This window comes from Pseudomonas sp. LFS074 (assembly GCF_047978165.1).
GTDB lineage: Bacteria > Pseudomonadota > Gammaproteobacteria > Pseudomonadales > Pseudomonadaceae > Aquipseudomonas > Aquipseudomonas putida_P.
Window position 1 is genome coordinate 1,742,544 of sequence record NZ_JBFPFV010000001.1, and the last position, 15,317, is coordinate 1,757,860.

Below are 15,317 nucleotides of genomic sequence, written 5' to 3' on the forward strand. Positions count from 1 at the left end.
CGTACCCTGTGGGAGCGGGTTTACCCGCGAACAAGGGCGAAGCCCTTGCCATGCACCGCGCGACCTGCTTCGCGGGTAAATCCGCTCCCACAGGGCTTCGCGTAAAGTCGAAAGCTGATTACTTGGCCATTACCCACTTAAAAAGCTCCGAAGCCAGCCACCCCTCCAGCCAGCTCCGCACTTGCGGATAAGCCGCCTCGGCGAACCACTGCGGTTCGACCCCGGCAAACTGGCGCATCAGGGGTAGCAACGCGGCATCGGCAAGGCTCGGATGATCGGCCAGCAGGTAAGGCCGGCCTTCGAGCAGGCCTTCCAGCTCCGCCAACCAGGCTTCGGCCTGTTGGCGGTAATGCTCGCGGGGATACGCCGGGTAACGCTCGGCATACTTGTACAGGTTCACCTGCGCCTTGAACGTAGTGTCGTTGCGCGCAATCAGGGCTTCAGCGTGCTGCGCCGCCGCAGGGTCTGCCTGCAGTTGCCAATCCTGCGGGTCATTTTGCGCCAGCGCCCAGCGCATGATGTCCAGGCTCTCTTCCAGCACTCCGGCACCGGTATCCAGCACCGGCACCGTGCCTTTGGGCGACAAGGCCAGCAATTCTGCCGGCTTGTTCTTCATCGCCACCTCGCGTACTTCCACCGCGCAGCCGGCGTAGCGCAGGGCCAGGCGCGCGCGCATGGCCCAGGGGCAGCGGCGGAACGAGTAGAGGATCACCCACACACCTCCACGTCACTCAGGCCATTACCCTGGCGCCGCACCTGGATCTGCACCGGGATGCGCTCGTGCATTTCCTGCACGTGGGAAATCACCGCCACCTTGCGGCCTTGGGCCTGCAAGCCGTCGAGGGCGTCCATGGCAAGTTGCAACGACTCGGGGTCGAGGCTGCCGAAGCCTTCGTCGATGAACAGCGATTCGATGCGCAGGGTGCTGGAGGCCATTGACGCCAGGCCCAGGGCCAGGGCCAGCGATACCAGGAAGGTTTCCCCGCCCGACAACGAGTGCACCGAACGCAGTTCGTCGCCCATCTCGGTATCCAGTACCAGCAGGCCCAGGGCACTGCCGCCGCGCTTGAGGCGGTAGCGGCGGGCCAGCTGGCGTAGCTGGGCGTTGGCGTGGTGCAGCAGCAGGTCGAGGTTGTAGCCTTGGGCAATCTTGCGGAACACGTCGCCCGAAGCCGAACCGATCAGGTCATTCAGGCGACCCCAGCGTTGCCATTGCTGGCGAGCCTCATCGATTTCTGCCGCCAGTGCTTGGTGGGCCTGCTGCCGGCGCTGGTCGTCGGCCTGCAGCGCGCGCAATTCTGCGCACTGTTGCTCGTGCAGGGTCAGGCGCTCGCGTAGCTCGGTCAGGGCTTGCTCCAGGGCTTCGACCGAGGTGTCCACGGTCATTTGCGCGGCGTGCTGCTGCAGGCGCTGCTCACGTTCTTGCAGCAGCACCCGGCCTTGTTCGATGGCCTTTTCAGCGTTTTGCAGGCGCTGGCGCAGTTCATTCACCTGGGCATCATCCATGCCCAGCAGGCGGTCCAGCCCGGCGTCATCCAGTTCCGGGTGCTCGCTGCGCCATTGGGCGATCTGGCCCTGCAACTGCTGGCATTCGCTGGTCAGCGCCTGTTGCTGCTGGGCATTGGCCTTGAGCTCGCTGGCCAGTTGTACGCCCTGGGTGCGCAGTTCCTGCAGGTGCTGGGCGGTGTCGGCGTCAAGGGCACGGGCTTGCTCCAGCACGGTGTCCATGTGCTGTTGCCAGGCTTCGGCGCTGGCATGTTCGCCGAGCAGCTCGCCGAGCGAGGCCTGGGCTTGCTGGCGTTGCTCGTCGAGGGTAGCCAGCTTTTGTTGCAACTGCTGCTGGCCTTGCACGCGCGCCTGTTGTTGGTCGCGCAGTTTGTCCAGCTGGGTTTGGCGGGCTTGCTGTTCTTCCTGTTCGTCCTTGCGCTGTTCCAGGTGTTGCCGGCGCAGGGCAATTTGCTGGTCAAGGGCCAGGAAGGCATTGGCCGGGTCTTCGTTCAGGGCCTTGAGGGCTTCCTCGGGCAGAACCCCGGCCAGGTCGCTCAGGCCTTGCTGCAACTGCTGCTCATCGTTGGCCAGGGCCTGGTGCTGTTGCTCCAGGTGGCGCTGGGCCTGCTGCTGGGCGTCGTGGGCGGCCTGCAGTTGCTGGTTGAGGCGGGCGGCGTCTTTTTGTAGGGCTAGCAGGACTTTTTGGCGCTTCTCGTCCTGGCCGATGTGTTCGTCCAGGCGCCGCAGTTGGCTGTCGAGCCAGGTGCTACGGGCGATGTCGTCCTGCGGGGCGAGGGCAGGCCACAGGCTGTGCGCCTGTACCTGGGCCACTATTGGCTGCAGCTGTTCGCTCAGGTGTTGCTGTTGCTGCTGGTAGTCCTTGAGTTGAGCATTGACCACACCCAGCTGGGTACGAAGCTCCACCAGTTTGCTGTTGAGGCTTTCGACCTGTTTCTGGGCGGCGTCTTCTTCGGCCTGGTCATGGCGGCCCAGGCTCTGCAGCAGCGCTTCGGGCTGATGGAACGGGTGTTCGGCGCTGCCGCATACCGGGCAGGGTTCGCCGTCGCGCAATTGGCCACGCAGTTCTTCGACGCTGGTGTTGCGTGCCAGGCGCTGGCGCTCCAGCAACTGGCGGGTGAGGGTGAGCGCCTGTTCGGCGGCCTCCAGCTCGGCCTTGGCGGCGGTGCCCTCGGTAATCAGCTGCTGGCGCTGCTGCATGGCCTGCTGCTGCCGTTCGCGCGCGGCGTCCAACTGCTGGCGCAGCTCCCGTTCACGGGCGTGCAGGCGCGACAGTTCCTCGACGGCGCGCTGCTGCTTGCGGTTGTCCTGCAGCATGCCGCCCAGCAGGTCGATCTGCTCGGCAAGGGCCTGTGGTTCGGCCTTGGCCTCGCGGAACAGCAGGTCGTAGGCGTCACGCTCGGCCTGCAAGTGTGCATTGGCCTGGCTGGCCAGGGCCTGCAGGCCGGGCAGCTCGTCGCGGCCTTTGCTCAGGCGGCCGCCTATCAGCATCACCTGTTTAAGTTGCGGCAAGTAGGCGTGCCAGGCATCGGTCAGGCCCGCCAGGTGCTGACTGTCGGCAAGCGCGGTGTCGATCTGTGCCAGTTGCTGCAGGCTGCGCTGCTGATTGTCTTCCAACTGCTGCAGCTGCTGCTGGCCGTCAGCGACTTGCTGTTCAGCCTGTTGGTTGCTGCTGCGCTGGGTGGCCAGCTCCTGGTCCAGGCGGGCCAGGTTGTCCTGGGCGGCAAAGGCCTGGCGCAGGCGTGGGGTGTTTTCGCCATGCTGGGCCTGGCGATCGGCCAGCGCTTGGCGGGCAGCGTTCAGCGCCTGCTCCAGCTCGTGGGTACGCACCTGCAGTGCGTCTTGCTGCTGTTGCTGCTCGGCAATTTTCGCGGCCACTGGCGCCAGTTGTGCGCTGAGTGCCTGTTGGCGATGAAATTGGTGACGTTGTGGCGCCAGGCGCTCCAGGCGTACCAAGTCCAGGCGGGGTTCGGCCAGCAACTGCCAGCCCTGTTCAGCGGCCTGCAGTGCGGTGCCGGCTTCGACGTGCTGGGCTTGCAGCTGGCGTTGCTCATTCAGCCAGCTGCGTTGCTGCTCAAGTTGGCGCTCGCCGGTTTGGTCGGCCTTGAACTGTTGCTGCGCCTGCTCCAGGCGTTGGTCGAGCTCGGTACGGGCTTCGACGGCCATCGGCAACAAGTGGCTGGCGCGGTCATTCAGGGCTTTGTGCGCCTCGCCGGCTTCACGCGCCTTGCTGAAGGCGCGCTGGCCCAGGCGGGTGTAGATGGCGGTGTTGGTGAGCTTTTCCAGCAGTTCGCTGCGCTCTTTGTCGTCGGCCTTGAGGAACGCGCCGAACTCGCTCTGGGCCAGCATCACTGCACGGGTGAACTGCTCGAAGTTCAGGCCCAGACTGGCCTCGACCAGTGGCTTGAACTCGTTCTTGGCGCTGGCCAGTACTTGCTCGCTGTCGAGATCGTAGAGGCTCTGGCGGCTAAGTTGCAGTTTGCCGTTGGCTTTGTCGCGGGCGCGGTTGGCTTCCCAGCGGGCACGGTAGCGGCGGCCATCGATGCCGACGAAATCGACCTCGGCAAAACCGCTGCCGGTGCCACGGCGCAGCAGGTTGCGGGGGTCTGACGTGGGGATTTCGCCGTCGGCATCCGGCACCTTGGCCTCTCGGCCGATGTCATTGAGCCGTGGCACGGTGCCAAACAACGCCAGGCACAAGGCGTCGAGCAGGGTGCTCTTGCCGGCACCGGTCGGCCCGGTGATGGCGAACAGGCCCGCGCTGGCCAAGGGTTCTGCGGTGAAGTCAATTTCGACCGGGCCGGCCAGCGATGCCAGGTTCTTCAGGCGGATGGCGAGAATCTTCATGGCTGTTCCTCTTCCTGCTGCACGTCCTGCAACAGCAGGGCGAAGTCGGCCAGCGCCTGCTCGTCGGCGGGGTTGCCGTAGGCTTGCTCCCAGGCACGGCTGAACAGATCTTGCGGGGTCATCTGGGCCAGTTCGACAAAGGCCAAGTCGTCATCTTCGGCGTTGGTGCGGCCAGCGTATTCGGCGCTGATGCGGATCAGCCGTACCGCCTTACCCTCCAGCGCGGTTTCGATTTGCTGGCGCAGGTCGGGTTGCGGCTCGTCCAGAACAACCCGCACTTCCAGCCAGGGTTGGCGGTTGGGGTCTTCGAGCAGGTCGATCACCGGCAGGTCGGCCAGTTGCTGCAGCAGCTCGCCCAACGGTGCCGGGCCCACCCGTTGCAGGGCTACCGCGCGCGGTACCGGGCGCGGTTCGACGCTGACCAGGCCAGCGCCGTCCAGCTCCACTTCCAGCACCTGGTGTGGGTAGTTGATTTCGGCGAACGACAGCGGAATCGGCGAGCCGCTGTAGCGAATACGCTCTTCGCGGTTGACCTTCTGCGGTTTGTGCAGGTGGCCCAGGGCAACGTAGCTGATGGCCTTGTCGAACAGCTTGGCCGGCAGCGCCTCGGCATTGCCGATGATCAGGCTGCGCTCGGAGTCTTCCGACACGGATCCACCGGCCATGTGTGCATGGCTGATGGCGATCAGCGCCTGGTCTTTCTTGCGCTTTTTTTGCGCGGCGGCGATCAGTTGCTGGTGCACCTGGGTGATGCCTTGCAGGTAGTCGTCACCCAGGTGCGGGCCGGTCACTTCAGCCGGGCGCAGGAAAGGCAGGGCCAGGCACCAGGCAGCGACCTTGCCACGGCCGTTGGTCAGCGGAATCAGCAGCCGCTCGGCATCCAGCTGGCCTTCGTCCAGCCAGTGCACACGGCCCAGGGCATGGGTGCGCAGGCGCCGCATGAGCGCGGCGGGCAGTTCGATGCGCGAGCCCGAGTCGTGGTTGCCGGCGATCATCACGATGTCCAGCTTGGGCTGTTGCTCGTGGGCCTGGACGATGAAGTCGTAGAGGCGTTCCTGGGCTTTGACCGGCGGGTTGACCGTGTCGAAGATATCGCCGGCGATCAGCAGCGCATCGGGTTGACGCAGGTGCAGCTGGCCGAGCAGCCAGTCGAGGAAGCAGGCGTGTTCGAAGTCGCGTTCCTGGCCGTGCAGGCTTTGGCCCAGGTGCCAGTCGGAGGTATGAAACAGACGCATGGATGACCTGTTGGTGTCGAATCGGGCAAGCGGGGGAAGGGCGGTATGGTAACCCAAGCGTGGGGCCGCTGTGCGGCCCAATCGCGACACAAGGCCGCGCCTACAGGGATCGTGCAGGCAGCGCGTTACTTGGGATAAAGCGGCGGCAAGGTGCCGGTCTCACCCGCCGGCAACAGCACCTGCTCGGCCGGCGGAATCGTCCCGATCGCCCGCCACAAATCCTCCCCCTGCCAATATTGGCCACTCTCGCTGTACAACGCCCCGTTCAACCCATCCAGCGCATCCGACAACGGCACGAAGCGCGCCGCCATCTCGGCCAGGGTTTCCGGCTGTTGCCGGGCCCAGGCATCCAGCGCCTGGCGCGTGGCCTGTGGGTCGTTGGCCTGGCACGCGCGCTTGAGGTCATCCAGCAGGGTACGCGGGCTTGGCCCGTTCTGCGCGGCACGCAGCACCGCAGGCCGCGAGCGGGCGCGCCACCACAGGGCAAAGCCCAGCACGGTGGTCAGGGCGAACAGCAGTGTGGCTAGCTGCCAAGGCCACAGCAGGGTACTGGCGTTGCTGTTTTCGCCCGCCGGGGTGTCGGCGCTCAGCGCCGGGTTGTCCTGCACGTTCAAGGTGCGCGCTGGCAAACTGCTGTGTTCCAAGTGGTCTTCGCGGGTGTTCCACCAGGCCACTTCCAGCGCCGGTAAGGCCAACGTGCCGGCGTGGGTGGGCACCAGGGCTTCGCGCTCTTCGCGGTTGGCGGTCATGCCGCGTTCGTTGATTTCGTTGCGCAACAGCGGCTGGTCGGGGTAGCGGCGCAGGCCGATGATCTCCGTGGCCGGCAGCGGCGGCAGTTGGGTGCTGGACAAGCCTTCGGCACGCAAGGTGATGTTGCGCGTCAGTGAGTCGCCAATTTGCACCTTCTGGCTGCCGGGGTCGGGGTTCCAGTGCTCTTCCAGGGTCAGGTTGCGCGCTGGCAGCCACGGCACGCCGGCGGGCCAGGCGGCCGGAATAGGCCGAACAGTGAGGCGCAACGGCAGCGAGCTGACCTGCACCTGGCGGCCGGCGCGGGCGGTGCCGTTGGCCTGTGGCGCCTCGTCGTTGCTGGCGGCGGCCGTGGCGGTGAACGTCAGTGGCGGGATGTCGAGGCTGCCGCTTTGCTGGGCGTACACTGCATAGCGGGTTTCGATCACGCCGTGACGCACGCCGTTGATTTCCTTTTCATAGGTGCGTGATTCGCCCAGTGGCTCGACCTTGGCGTTCTCCAGTTGCAGCGGGGTCAGGCTGCTGTCGTCGTACAGGGCTACCGAGTGGTAGATGCGCAGGGTGAGCACGGCCTGTGCCTGGACATAGACGTCGTTGCTGTCGAGGGTGGCCTCGATGAACACCTGTGAGGCGCTGTCCGGGCGGCTGGCATCGGCTTGCAGCACTTGCAGTTCGATGGCCTGGCTGTGCGACTGGCCCAGTTGCAGCTCGGGAATGCGCAGGCTGCCGCTGCGCCGTGGCAGCAGGGTGATGATCCAGCGGGTACTGGCGCGGGTTTCGCCGTCGAGGGTATGCAAGCTGTTCAGCTGGCGCGTGCCGCGCACTTCGAAGTCACCTTCCAGGGCGCGTAGGTCGGGCTTGCCGAACTGGGTAACGTCCTGGCTTTCCAGGGTCAGTTCCAGGCTTTCGCCGGCCTCCAGGCGAGTGCGGTCGACGCTGGCTTGCAGCAGCGGTTCGGCCTGAGCCAGAACGGCCCATAGCAGGGTGAGGAGAAAGACGCCGAAGCGACTCATCGTGGGTTTTCCTGATGCAATTGCTGTTCATACCAGAACTTGCGCCGCAGCAGCTCCGCCGGGTTGTCGGGGATTTCCCGCAGCCATTGTTCCAGGGCCTGGCGCTGTTCGGTATCGAGGTTGGTGGACACCGGGCGCTGTGGCGGCTGGATGACGCTGTCGTCCCCCCCGGCCTGGTTGCCGGGTGCGGCTTGGTTGTTGCTGCTGCTTTCGCCAGCTTGTTCGGCGTTGGCTTCCTGGTCGTTGCCGGGTGTGCCTTGGGCCGGGCTGCCAGCCGAGCTGCTGTTGCCTTCGGTTTCGCTGCCAGGTGTGCCTTGGGCATCACTGCTGGGCGGTTGTTCCTCGGCCTTGGCTTCACGCTGCTGCAGCAGTTGTTGCACCAGTGCCTGGTTGTCCAGCGCGGCTTGCAGGTCGGGCTGACGCTCCAAGGCTTGCTCGTAGGCGTCCAGGGCGGCTTCCAGTTCGCCGCTGTGGGCCAGGGCATTGCCTCGATTGTAGTGGGCGGCTGCGGTGTCGCCTTGGGAAAATGCTTCGGCGGCTCCGGCATAGTCGCCGGCCTGGTACAAGGCCATGCCGCGCCATTGCGAGTCCTGGAAGTGGCGCGCAGCGCTGGCCGGGCGATTTTGCTCCAGCAGCCGCTGGCCTTGCTGGTCGGGGCGCAGCCACAGGTCGTTGAATTCGAAAGCCTGGCTGGGCTGCGGCAAGGCCAGCAGCAGAGGCAGGCAGAACAGCCAGCCGCGCCGGCCGGCACAGGCGGCTAGCAGCAGCAATGGGATCAGCAGCCAGTAACCCTGGTCGGCCCAGCTGTCCAGCTGCAGGGTCTGGCCGTCATTGCGCCCGACCCGTGGGTTGTCGAACAGGCCCAGTCCGCGCAGGTCGAGGTCGTCTATACGGGCATGCCTGTAGCGCCCGCCGGTGCCGCTGATAAAGCTTTTGAGGCTGGCGCTGTCCAGACGTGGCAGGAGGATGCCGCCCTGGTCGTCCTTGAGGTATTCGCCGTTGGCCTGGCGCACGGGGGCGCCTTCTCGACTGCCGATGCCCAGCATCAGCAGGCTTGGGCCTTGGCGGCCGAGGGCCTGGGCAATGCCCTGGCGCTCTGGCGCGCTGAGGGCCGAGGCGATCAGCAGCAGGCGGCCTTGTCCGAGCCCGCTCTGGGCCAGCAGCGCCAGGCCTTTTTGCACGGCCAGGTCGGCGCGTTGGCCGGGTTTGGGCATGATCGATGGGTCGATGGCCTCGAGCAAGTTGCGGGTGGTGGCCAGGTCGTCGGACAGCGGCACCAGGGTGTGCGCGGACCCGGCATACACCACCAGCGCCGTCTGGCTGTCGCGGCGGTGTTCAAGCAGGTCGAGGATTTTGCGCCGGGCCTGTTCCAGGCGGTTGGGCGGGCTGTCTTCGGCGAGCATCTGCGGGGTCAGTTCGAGCAGGATCACCAGTGGGTCGGCCGGCCGTTGGCGGCTTTCTTCCACGCGCTGCCAGCTGGGCCCGAGCAAGGCCAGGATCACCAGCGCCCAGGCCAGGCCCAGGGCTATCCACGGCAATTTGCTGGTGCTGCCGCTGCCACCGCCCAGCAATACGCCATGGAAGGCGGGCGGCAAAATCATCTGCCAGCGCCCGGCGCGTTTGCGCCGGTGCCACAGCTTGTACAGCAGCCAGCCGAGCAGGGGCACCGCCAGCAACCAGAGCGGACGCAGCCATTGCGGCCATAGGTCGATCATCGCCGCCTCCTCAAGCGCAGGCGCTTCAAACGCTGGCGCCATTCGGGGTGCGGCTGCAGGAAACGCGGCTTGCGCAGCAGGCGTTGCAGCAGGTTGTCGGGCCACTGCACGGCCACTACCAGTAGCACGCTGAGCAGCAGCGCCAGGGCCAATGGCCAGGCGTACAGGGCCTGAGCAGTGCGGGCTTGGGTCGGTTGCTGGGCCACCGGCTCCAGCTGGTCGAGGGTGTCGCCGATGGCGTCCAGCTCGGCGCCGTCATGGGCGCGGAAGTAGGCACCGTGGGTGATGTCGGCAATTTCCTTGAGGGCGGCTTCGTCCAGGTCCAGGCTCGGGTTGAGACCGAGCAGGCCGGGGGTGCCACTGGCTTCGGGGTTGGCGCCGATACCGATGGTGTAGATGCGTACCCCTTCCTGGGCCGCCAGGCGGGCGGCGGTCAGTGGGTGGATCTGCCCGCCGTTGTTGGCACCGTCGGTGATCAGTACCAGCACTCGGCTTTGAGCCGGGCGTTGGCGCAGGCGTTTGACCGCCAGGCCAATGGCGTCGCCGATGGCGGTGTTCTTGCCGGCGATACCGATTTGCGCTTCGTCGAGGAAGGTGCGCACGGTGCGTCGGTCGAAGGTGAGCGGCGCCTGCAAGTACGCCTGGCTGCCGAACAGGATCAGCCCCACGCGGTCGCCTTCACGGTCTTGCAGAAAATCGCCCATCAGCGCTTTGACCAGGTCGAGGCGGCTGATGTCTTCGTTTTTCCACTGCATGTCGGGGAAGTCCATCGACCCGGACACGTCCACCGCTACCAGCAGGTCGCGGCCGCTGGCGGCCACTGGCACCGGTTCGCCCAGCCATTGCGGGCGAGCAGCAGCGCACAGCAGCAGCAGCCAGATGACGACGAACGGCGCCTGCTGGCGCCAGGTTGGCAGGTTAAGCCGCGCACGGCGCCCGGCCAGGCCTTCCAGTTCACTGAGGAAGCCTACCTTGAGTACCGGCTCGCCACTGTCGGCGGCCGGCAGCAGCAGGCGCGCCAGCCAAGGCAGCGGCAACAGGGCGAAGACCCACGGCCAGGCCAGTTCAAACATGCTTGCGGATCCAGGTTTCGACGGCTTGGCTGAGCCCGGCAATGGCCTTGTCGTCGAGTTTGCACTCGGGTTTGTAGGCGCCTTCGACCAGTACCATCCAGCGGGTCAGGCCGGCGGCCGGGCAACGGTTGTCGAGAAATGCCAGCCACTGGCGGCCGTTGAGCGTGTGGCTATTGGCGCCTGGGTAGTGGTTGCGGCACAGGCGCTTGAGCAGGGCGTTGATCTGTTGCAGCCAGGCGCCCGCCGGGGCGCCGTCGTACGGGCGTGGCAGGCGGGCCAGCTCGGCCAGGGCTTCCACGCGCACCGGGTCCAGAGGTTGCTCGGCGCGCACGATGCGGCGCTTGCCCGGGCGCCAGCGACGCAGCCGCCACAGGCCCCAGCCCAGCAGCGGTAACACGGCCAGTAGCAGCCACCAGCCCGGTGCCGGTGGCCACAGGCTGATCGGTGCCGGAGCGATCAGCGGGTGCAATTGATCGAGCGGGTTCATGACGCGCTCCGTGGGCGCTGGGCGTTCAGGTACTCGCGCAGTTGCTCGATCATTTCGCTTTGCGTGCTCAGTGGCATCAGTATCACCCGCAGCTTTTGCGCCAGCACCTCCCAGCGCTCGATGCGTGCTTCGGCCTGTTGGCGGTAGGCCTGGCGAAGGTTGGCGTCGAGGGTGTCCAGCTCCAGCTGGGCGCTGCGCTGGGCGAAGCGCAGCAGGCCGGCGGCGGGCAGGGCATGGTCGAGCGGGTCGGACACCGGCAACAACAGCAGGTCGCAATGCCGCGAGAGCATGGCCAGGTGCTGTTCCACCTGGGCGCTGAGCGAGCGTTCGTCGCAGATCACGATGGCCAGGCTGCCGGGGCGCAGCACTTCGCGGGCACGGCGCAAGGCCAGGCCGAGGCTGTCGGCCCCGGGCGTGGCCTCGGTGTGCAGCGACTGGTTGACCTTGGCCAGGCGATTGAGCAATTGCAGCAGGCTTTGTTTGCTGCGCCGGGGTTTGATTTCGTGGTGTTCGTTGTCGCCGAACACCAGGCCGCCGATGCGGTCGTTGTGGCCCAGCGCGGCCCAGCCGAACAGTGCGGCGGCCTGGGCCGCCAGCACCGATTTGAACATCAGCCCCGAACCGAAGAACAGCCGCTGGCTTTGTTCGACGAGGATGAAGATTGGCCGCTCGCGCTCTTCGTGGAACAGCTTGGTGTGCGGTTCCTGGGTACGTGCAGTGACCCGCCAGTCGATGTTGCGCACATCATCGCCGGCCTGGTACACGCGCACCTGGTCGAAGTCCACGCCGCGCCCACGCAGCTTGGAATGGTGCAGGCCCACCAGCGGGCTGCGCTGGCCGGGCTTGGAAAACAGCTGGATTTCGCGCACGCGGTGGCGCATGTCGATCAGCTCGGCAAGGCCGATGCGGATGCCAGGTTCGGTCAGCTGCGCAGTGGGCATGGGCTCAGGCAACGGCGACGACGTCGAGGATGCGCTGGACCACGCGGTCCTGGTCGATCCCTGCCGCCTCGGCCTCGAACGAGAGGATGATGCGGTGGCGCAGCACGTCGAACAGCACGGCCTGGATGTCTTCGGGGCTGACGAAGTCGCGCCCGGCCAGCCAGGCGTGGGCACGCGCGCAACGGTCCAGCGAAATGGAACCGCGCGGGCTGGCGCCGTAGGCGATCCAGTCGGCAAGTTCCGTGTCGAACTTGGCCGGGGTGCGGGTGGCCATGACCAACTGCACCAGGTATTCCTCCACCGCATCGGCCATGTACAGGCCAAGGATTTCCTTGCGCGCGGCAAAGATGGCCTGTTGGCTGACCCGGCGCTCGGGCTTGGTCTCGCCGCCCAGGGCTTCGCCACGGGCCTGCGCCAGGATGCGCCGTTCTACCGCTGCGTCGGGGAAGCCGATTTTTACGTGCATCAGGAAGCGGTCGAGCTGGGCTTCGGGCAGCGGGTAGGTGCCTTCCTGCTCGATCGGGTTCTGCGTGGCCATGACCAGGAACAGTGGCGACAGGTCGTAAGTGCTGCGGCCCACGCTGACCTGGCGCTCGGCCATGGCTTCGAGCAGCGCGGACTGCACCTTGGCCGGGGCACGGTTGATTTCGTCGGCCAGCACCAGGTTATGGAAGATCGGCCCTTGCTGGAACACGAAACTGCCGGTTTCCGGGCGGTAGATTTCTGTGCCGGTGATGTCGGCCGGAAGCAGGTCGGGGGTGAACTGGATGCGATGGAACTGTGCCTCGATGCCTTCGGCGAGTTCTTTGATGGCTTTGGTCTTGGCCAGGCCCGGGGCACCTTCGACCAGCATGTGGCCGTCGGCCAGCAGCACGATCAACAGCCGCTCGACCAGTTTCTCCTGGCCTAGGATCTGGGAAGAAAGAAAGGTGCGCAGCGCGATCAGCGCTTCACGGTGTTCCATCGGCGACGGTTCCTGGTAGAGGGCCTGAGGCGGCTGAAGGCAGCTGCCCTGGCAAGGGCTGATACTTTAATCCATCCGGGGGGCGGCGACTAATGGCGGCGGGTAAATTTATCTTCGCGCTGGGGTGTGCTGCTACAGAAATGTCTTACGTATGGCTGGCCATTGCCTGATGTTCCGCGCCGGTGTGCTGGCGCCTGCTTGTGCTTTTTGGGCAAGCAGAAGGCACGATGATGAAAATGAGCAGCGGCAGCACGCCAACCCCAACGCCGGTCACCCTGCGTTTTGGCGTGTTCTTCGATGGCACTGGTAACAACCAGCACAATGCCACGGCGATGGATGAGCAGGGCAGCAAGGGCTGCAGTTATGGCAATGCCTTGAGCAATGTGGCCCTTTTGCATGCGTTGTATCCGGCAGATGCAGCCAATGCCAATGGCCCGCAGGCGTTTTTGAAACAATATGTGGAGGGCGTGGGCACCCTGGCCGGTGAAGCCGACCATGTCTACGCCTCTGCCACCGGGCGTGGGCGTACGGGGGCCGAGGCGCGGGTTGCCGAGGCTTTGCAGGGCATGGCCGAGCAACTGCAGGTGTGGCAGCGGGCGCATCCGCAGGCACTGCTGGAGCGGGTCGAGTTCGATCTGTTCGGGTTCAGCCGCGGAGCGGCGGCGGTGCGGCACCTGGCCAACCTGCTGAACGATGGCGCGGGCGGGGTGTTGCCGGTGGTGTGTGAAACCTCGATCAACTTTATCGGCCTGTTCGACACCGTAGCGGCGATCATCGCGCCGTTGCAGGGTGACTTCGATCCCGCCAACGGCCGCCATGGCAACCTGCGCCTGGGGCTGGCTGCGGGTATAGCCCGACAGGTGGTGCAACTGGTGGCGGGGGACGAGCTGCGGCACAACTTCCCGCTGGTGTGCAGTGGTCACGACATCGTGCTGCCGGGCGTGCACTCGAATATAGGGGGTGGGTACCCGGAAACCACGTTGGAACAGGTACTGCTGTGCAAGCCGCAGTCACAGCGTGTGCCGGTGGGTATGCGTGCCGAGCAGAGCCGCGTGCATGCCACGGCAAGTGCCTTGCTGGCTTCGGCGTTTGCCAATATGGGCGAACCCAGGCCGCAAGTAACGACCTGGGAGGAGCCGATTGCCGGCGGCCGACCGGATGAGGCGCAAAAGCAGGTGTACGCAGCGGTGTACCGCGAGCGGCAGGTGGCGGGGCAGTTGTCCCGGGTGTACTTGAGCGTGATGCGGGCGTTGGCGGTACGGGCTGGCGTGCCGTTTGCGCCGTTGGGCGGGCAGGCTGAACATGGGGTGCCGGATGAATTGCTGGCGATTAGCCGCAAGTTGCATGCGTTTGCCCTTGGAGAAGTTACCCAGCTGGGGTTGAGTGAGCAAGAGCAGCAGCTGTTGCGCGAGAAGTACGTGCATGCGTCGGCGAACTGGAATGCACTGAAGGGCTTGCGCAACAGTGTGCTGGATGTGCTGTTCGTCAATCGGCCGGGGGCAGGCGGGCGAGTGGTGCATGCGAACCCGGCACACTGAGCCATCGAAATGACTGGGCAAGGCTGCTTCTACAGGGTGCGCGCCAGTCGTTCAGCGTTGCGGGCCCTGGCCAGGTACGCCTCCTGCGCCAGCGTCAGCAGCACCGTCAGCAGCATGAACATGACCGATGCGATGAAAACCCCGTTGGGCAGGTGCTGGTCGAGCATCCAGCCGAACGCCACCGGCCCGAGGGCGCCGCCGATGTTGAACCCGGTCGACACCAGCCCGAAGGTTTTGCCCTCGGCACCTGGCGGCGCCGCCGCCTTGACCAGCATGTCCCGCGATGGGGCGATGACCCCGGTCAGCAGGCCAATGGCGCCCAATACAACCACCAGTGCCCAGCCCTGCAGCAGCCCCAGGGCCACCAGCGCGGTCAGTGCCGCTGCCAGTGCGAAGGCCAGCGCCGCCACCAGACCGTGGCGCCGGGTACGGTCGGCCAAGGCGCCACCGCACAGTACACCGGCAGCGCTGCACAGCAGGAAAGCGGTGAGTGCGGTGTTGGCCCAGGCCAGTGTCAGGCCTTGGCCCTGAATCAGGGCGGCTACGGAAAACTTCTCGATGGCACTGGTGCTCAGGTTGAGCAGGATGAACAACACCGTCAGCACGCCGATCATCGGTGTGAACACGCGCAGGCGGCCTGTTGTTGGCGCCAGGCCTGCGCCTTCTTTGTTGCAAGGCCTGGCGGCCTGGTACACGCCACTGCCCGGTATCGATATCAGCAGCAGCGCAGCTACCCCGAACACCGCGCCCACCGCCAGGGCTGCCGGTGTGCCGAACACGGTGGCGATGCCGAGGAAAAGTGCCGGCGTAACTGCCGAGCCGAGGAAGCCGGCGAAGGTATGAACAGAGAACGACCGCCCCAGGCGTGCCGGCTCGATGCCATTGGCCAGCAGTGCATAGTCTGCCGGGTGATACACGCCATTGGCCAGGCCGGCCATGGCCATTGCCACCAGCAATACCGCGTGACTGGGGCTGGCCGCCAGCAGCAGGAAGCTGAGGCTGCCCAGCAACAGCCCGGCCTTGAGCACTTTACGCGCTCCATAGTGGTCGACGGCATAACCCAGCGGGGCCTGTACCAGGGCCGAAACGATGTTGAACACCGCCAGGGCTACGCCGAGCTCGACGAAGCCCACCCCCAGCAGGCCAGGCAGCACGGGCAGTAGCGCCGGGATCAGCATGATGTGTACATGGCTGACGAAGTGCACGGCAGCAATTTGAGTGAGTAGCTTGGGGCCAGCTTGGGGCATGTCG

11 protein-coding genes are annotated in these 15,317 nt (G+C 65.9%); 1 reads left to right on the forward strand and 10 read right to left on the reverse strand.

Annotated features, from left to right (window positions below; translation table 11 throughout):
- Positions 1 to 118 precede the first annotated feature (118 nt).
- The 9 genes from ACNQP3_RS08070 to ACNQP3_RS08110 form a co-directional block, all read right to left on the reverse strand.
- On the reverse strand, positions 119 to 712 hold the full coding sequence (locus ACNQP3_RS08070) for a glutathione S-transferase (RefSeq protein ID WP_264316913.1): 594 nt from the start codon (positions 710 to 712) through the stop codon (positions 119 to 121).
- A complete protein-coding gene (locus tag ACNQP3_RS08075; RefSeq protein ID WP_264316914.1) occupies positions 709 to 4,353 on the reverse strand; it encodes an SbcC/MukB-like Walker B domain-containing protein in 3,645 nt (1,214 codons plus the stop codon). Before ACNQP3_RS08075 ends, ACNQP3_RS08070 begins: the two co-directional genes overlap by 4 nt.
- Positions 4,350 to 5,588, reverse strand: coding sequence for an exonuclease SbcCD subunit D C-terminal domain-containing protein (locus ACNQP3_RS08080; RefSeq protein WP_012271228.1), 1,239 nt, complete (start codon positions 5,586 to 5,588; stop codon positions 4,350 to 4,352). Before ACNQP3_RS08080 ends, ACNQP3_RS08075 begins: the two co-directional genes overlap by 4 nt.
- 125 nt (positions 5,589 to 5,713) lie before the next feature.
- Positions 5,714 to 7,348: a BatD family protein gene (locus tag ACNQP3_RS08085; protein WP_264316915.1), complete on the reverse strand. Its 1,635-nt coding sequence runs from the start codon at positions 7,346 to 7,348 to the stop codon at positions 5,714 to 5,716.
- A complete protein-coding gene (locus ACNQP3_RS08090; RefSeq protein ID WP_060493347.1) occupies positions 7,345 to 9,063 on the reverse strand; it encodes a vWA domain-containing protein in 1,719 nt (572 codons plus the stop codon). Before ACNQP3_RS08090 ends, ACNQP3_RS08085 begins: the two co-directional genes overlap by 4 nt.
- The gene (locus tag ACNQP3_RS08095) at positions 9,060 to 10,136 is read right to left on the reverse strand and encodes a vWA domain-containing protein (RefSeq protein WP_060493346.1); all 1,077 of its coding nucleotides are present in this window, start codon (positions 10,134 to 10,136) and stop codon (positions 9,060 to 9,062) included. Before ACNQP3_RS08095 ends, ACNQP3_RS08090 begins: the two co-directional genes overlap by 4 nt.
- Entirely contained in the window at positions 10,129 to 10,623 is a 495-nt protein-coding gene (locus tag ACNQP3_RS08100; protein ID WP_060493345.1) for a DUF4381 domain-containing protein, read from the reverse strand. The genes ACNQP3_RS08095 and ACNQP3_RS08100 overlap by 8 nt, the downstream gene beginning before the upstream one ends.
- Positions 10,620 to 11,564 carry a DUF58 domain-containing protein gene (locus tag ACNQP3_RS08105; protein WP_012271234.1) on the reverse strand — a complete coding sequence of 315 codons (945 nt, stop codon included), beginning with the start codon at positions 11,562 to 11,564 and terminating at the stop codon, positions 10,620 to 10,622. The genes ACNQP3_RS08100 and ACNQP3_RS08105 overlap by 4 nt, the downstream gene beginning before the upstream one ends.
- Positions 11,565 to 11,568: 4 nt before the next feature.
- Positions 11,569 to 12,528: an AAA family ATPase gene (locus ACNQP3_RS08110; RefSeq protein ID WP_012271235.1), complete on the reverse strand. Its 960-nt coding sequence runs from the start codon at positions 12,526 to 12,528 to the stop codon at positions 11,569 to 11,571.
- 227 nt (positions 12,529 to 12,755) lie between these two features.
- Here ACNQP3_RS08110 and ACNQP3_RS08115 point away from each other — a divergent pair, with 227 nt between their 5' ends.
- Positions 12,756 to 14,066, forward strand: a complete 1,311-nt coding sequence (locus ACNQP3_RS08115; protein ID WP_264316916.1) for a T6SS phospholipase effector Tle1-like catalytic domain-containing protein — start codon at positions 12,756 to 12,758, stop codon at positions 14,064 to 14,066.
- A gap of 29 nt (positions 14,067 to 14,095) precedes the next feature.
- Here ACNQP3_RS08115 and ACNQP3_RS08120 read toward each other — a convergent pair whose 3' ends face one another.
- Positions 14,096 to 15,313 (reverse strand): MFS transporter, encoded by a 1,218-nt coding sequence (locus tag ACNQP3_RS08120; RefSeq protein ID WP_012271237.1) that lies wholly within the window; start codon positions 15,311 to 15,313, stop codon positions 14,096 to 14,098.
- Between the last annotated feature and the right edge of the window lie 4 nt (positions 15,314 to 15,317).

What these genes read in the sequence shown, in the direction of transcription:
- ACNQP3_RS08075 (WP_264316914.1), bottom strand. Translation starts at nt 4,353, where the DNA reads ATGAAGATTCTCGCCATCCGCCTGAAGAACCTGGCATCGCTGGCCGGC.
- ACNQP3_RS08080 (WP_012271228.1), bottom strand. Translation starts at nt 5,588, where the DNA reads ATGCGTCTGTTTCATACCTCCGACTGGCACCTGGGCCAAAGCCTGCAC.
- ACNQP3_RS08085 (WP_264316915.1), bottom strand. Translation starts at nt 7,348, where the DNA reads ATGAGTCGCTTCGGCGTCTTTCTCCTCACCCTGCTATGGGCCGTTCTG.
- ACNQP3_RS08090 (WP_060493347.1), bottom strand. Translation starts at nt 9,063, where the DNA reads ATGATCGACCTATGGCCGCAATGGCTGCGTCCGCTCTGGTTGCTGGCG.
- ACNQP3_RS08095 (WP_060493346.1), bottom strand. Translation starts at nt 10,136, where the DNA reads ATGTTTGAACTGGCCTGGCCGTGGGTCTTCGCCCTGTTGCCGCTGCCT.
- ACNQP3_RS08100 (WP_060493345.1), bottom strand. Translation starts at nt 10,623, where the DNA reads ATGAACCCGCTCGATCAATTGCACCCGCTGATCGCTCCGGCACCGATC.
- ACNQP3_RS08105 (WP_012271234.1), bottom strand. Translation starts at nt 11,564, where the DNA reads ATGCCCACTGCGCAGCTGACCGAACCTGGCATCCGCATCGGCCTTGCC.
- ACNQP3_RS08110 (WP_012271235.1), bottom strand. Translation starts at nt 12,528, where the DNA reads ATGGAACACCGTGAAGCGCTGATCGCGCTGCGCACCTTTCTTTCTTCC.
- ACNQP3_RS08115 (WP_264316916.1), top strand. Translation starts at nt 12,756, where the DNA reads ATGATGAAAATGAGCAGCGGCAGCACGCCAACCCCAACGCCGGTCACC.
- ACNQP3_RS08120 (WP_012271237.1), bottom strand. Translation starts at nt 15,313, where the DNA reads ATGCCCCAAGCTGGCCCCAAGCTACTCACTCAAATTGCTGCCGTGCAC.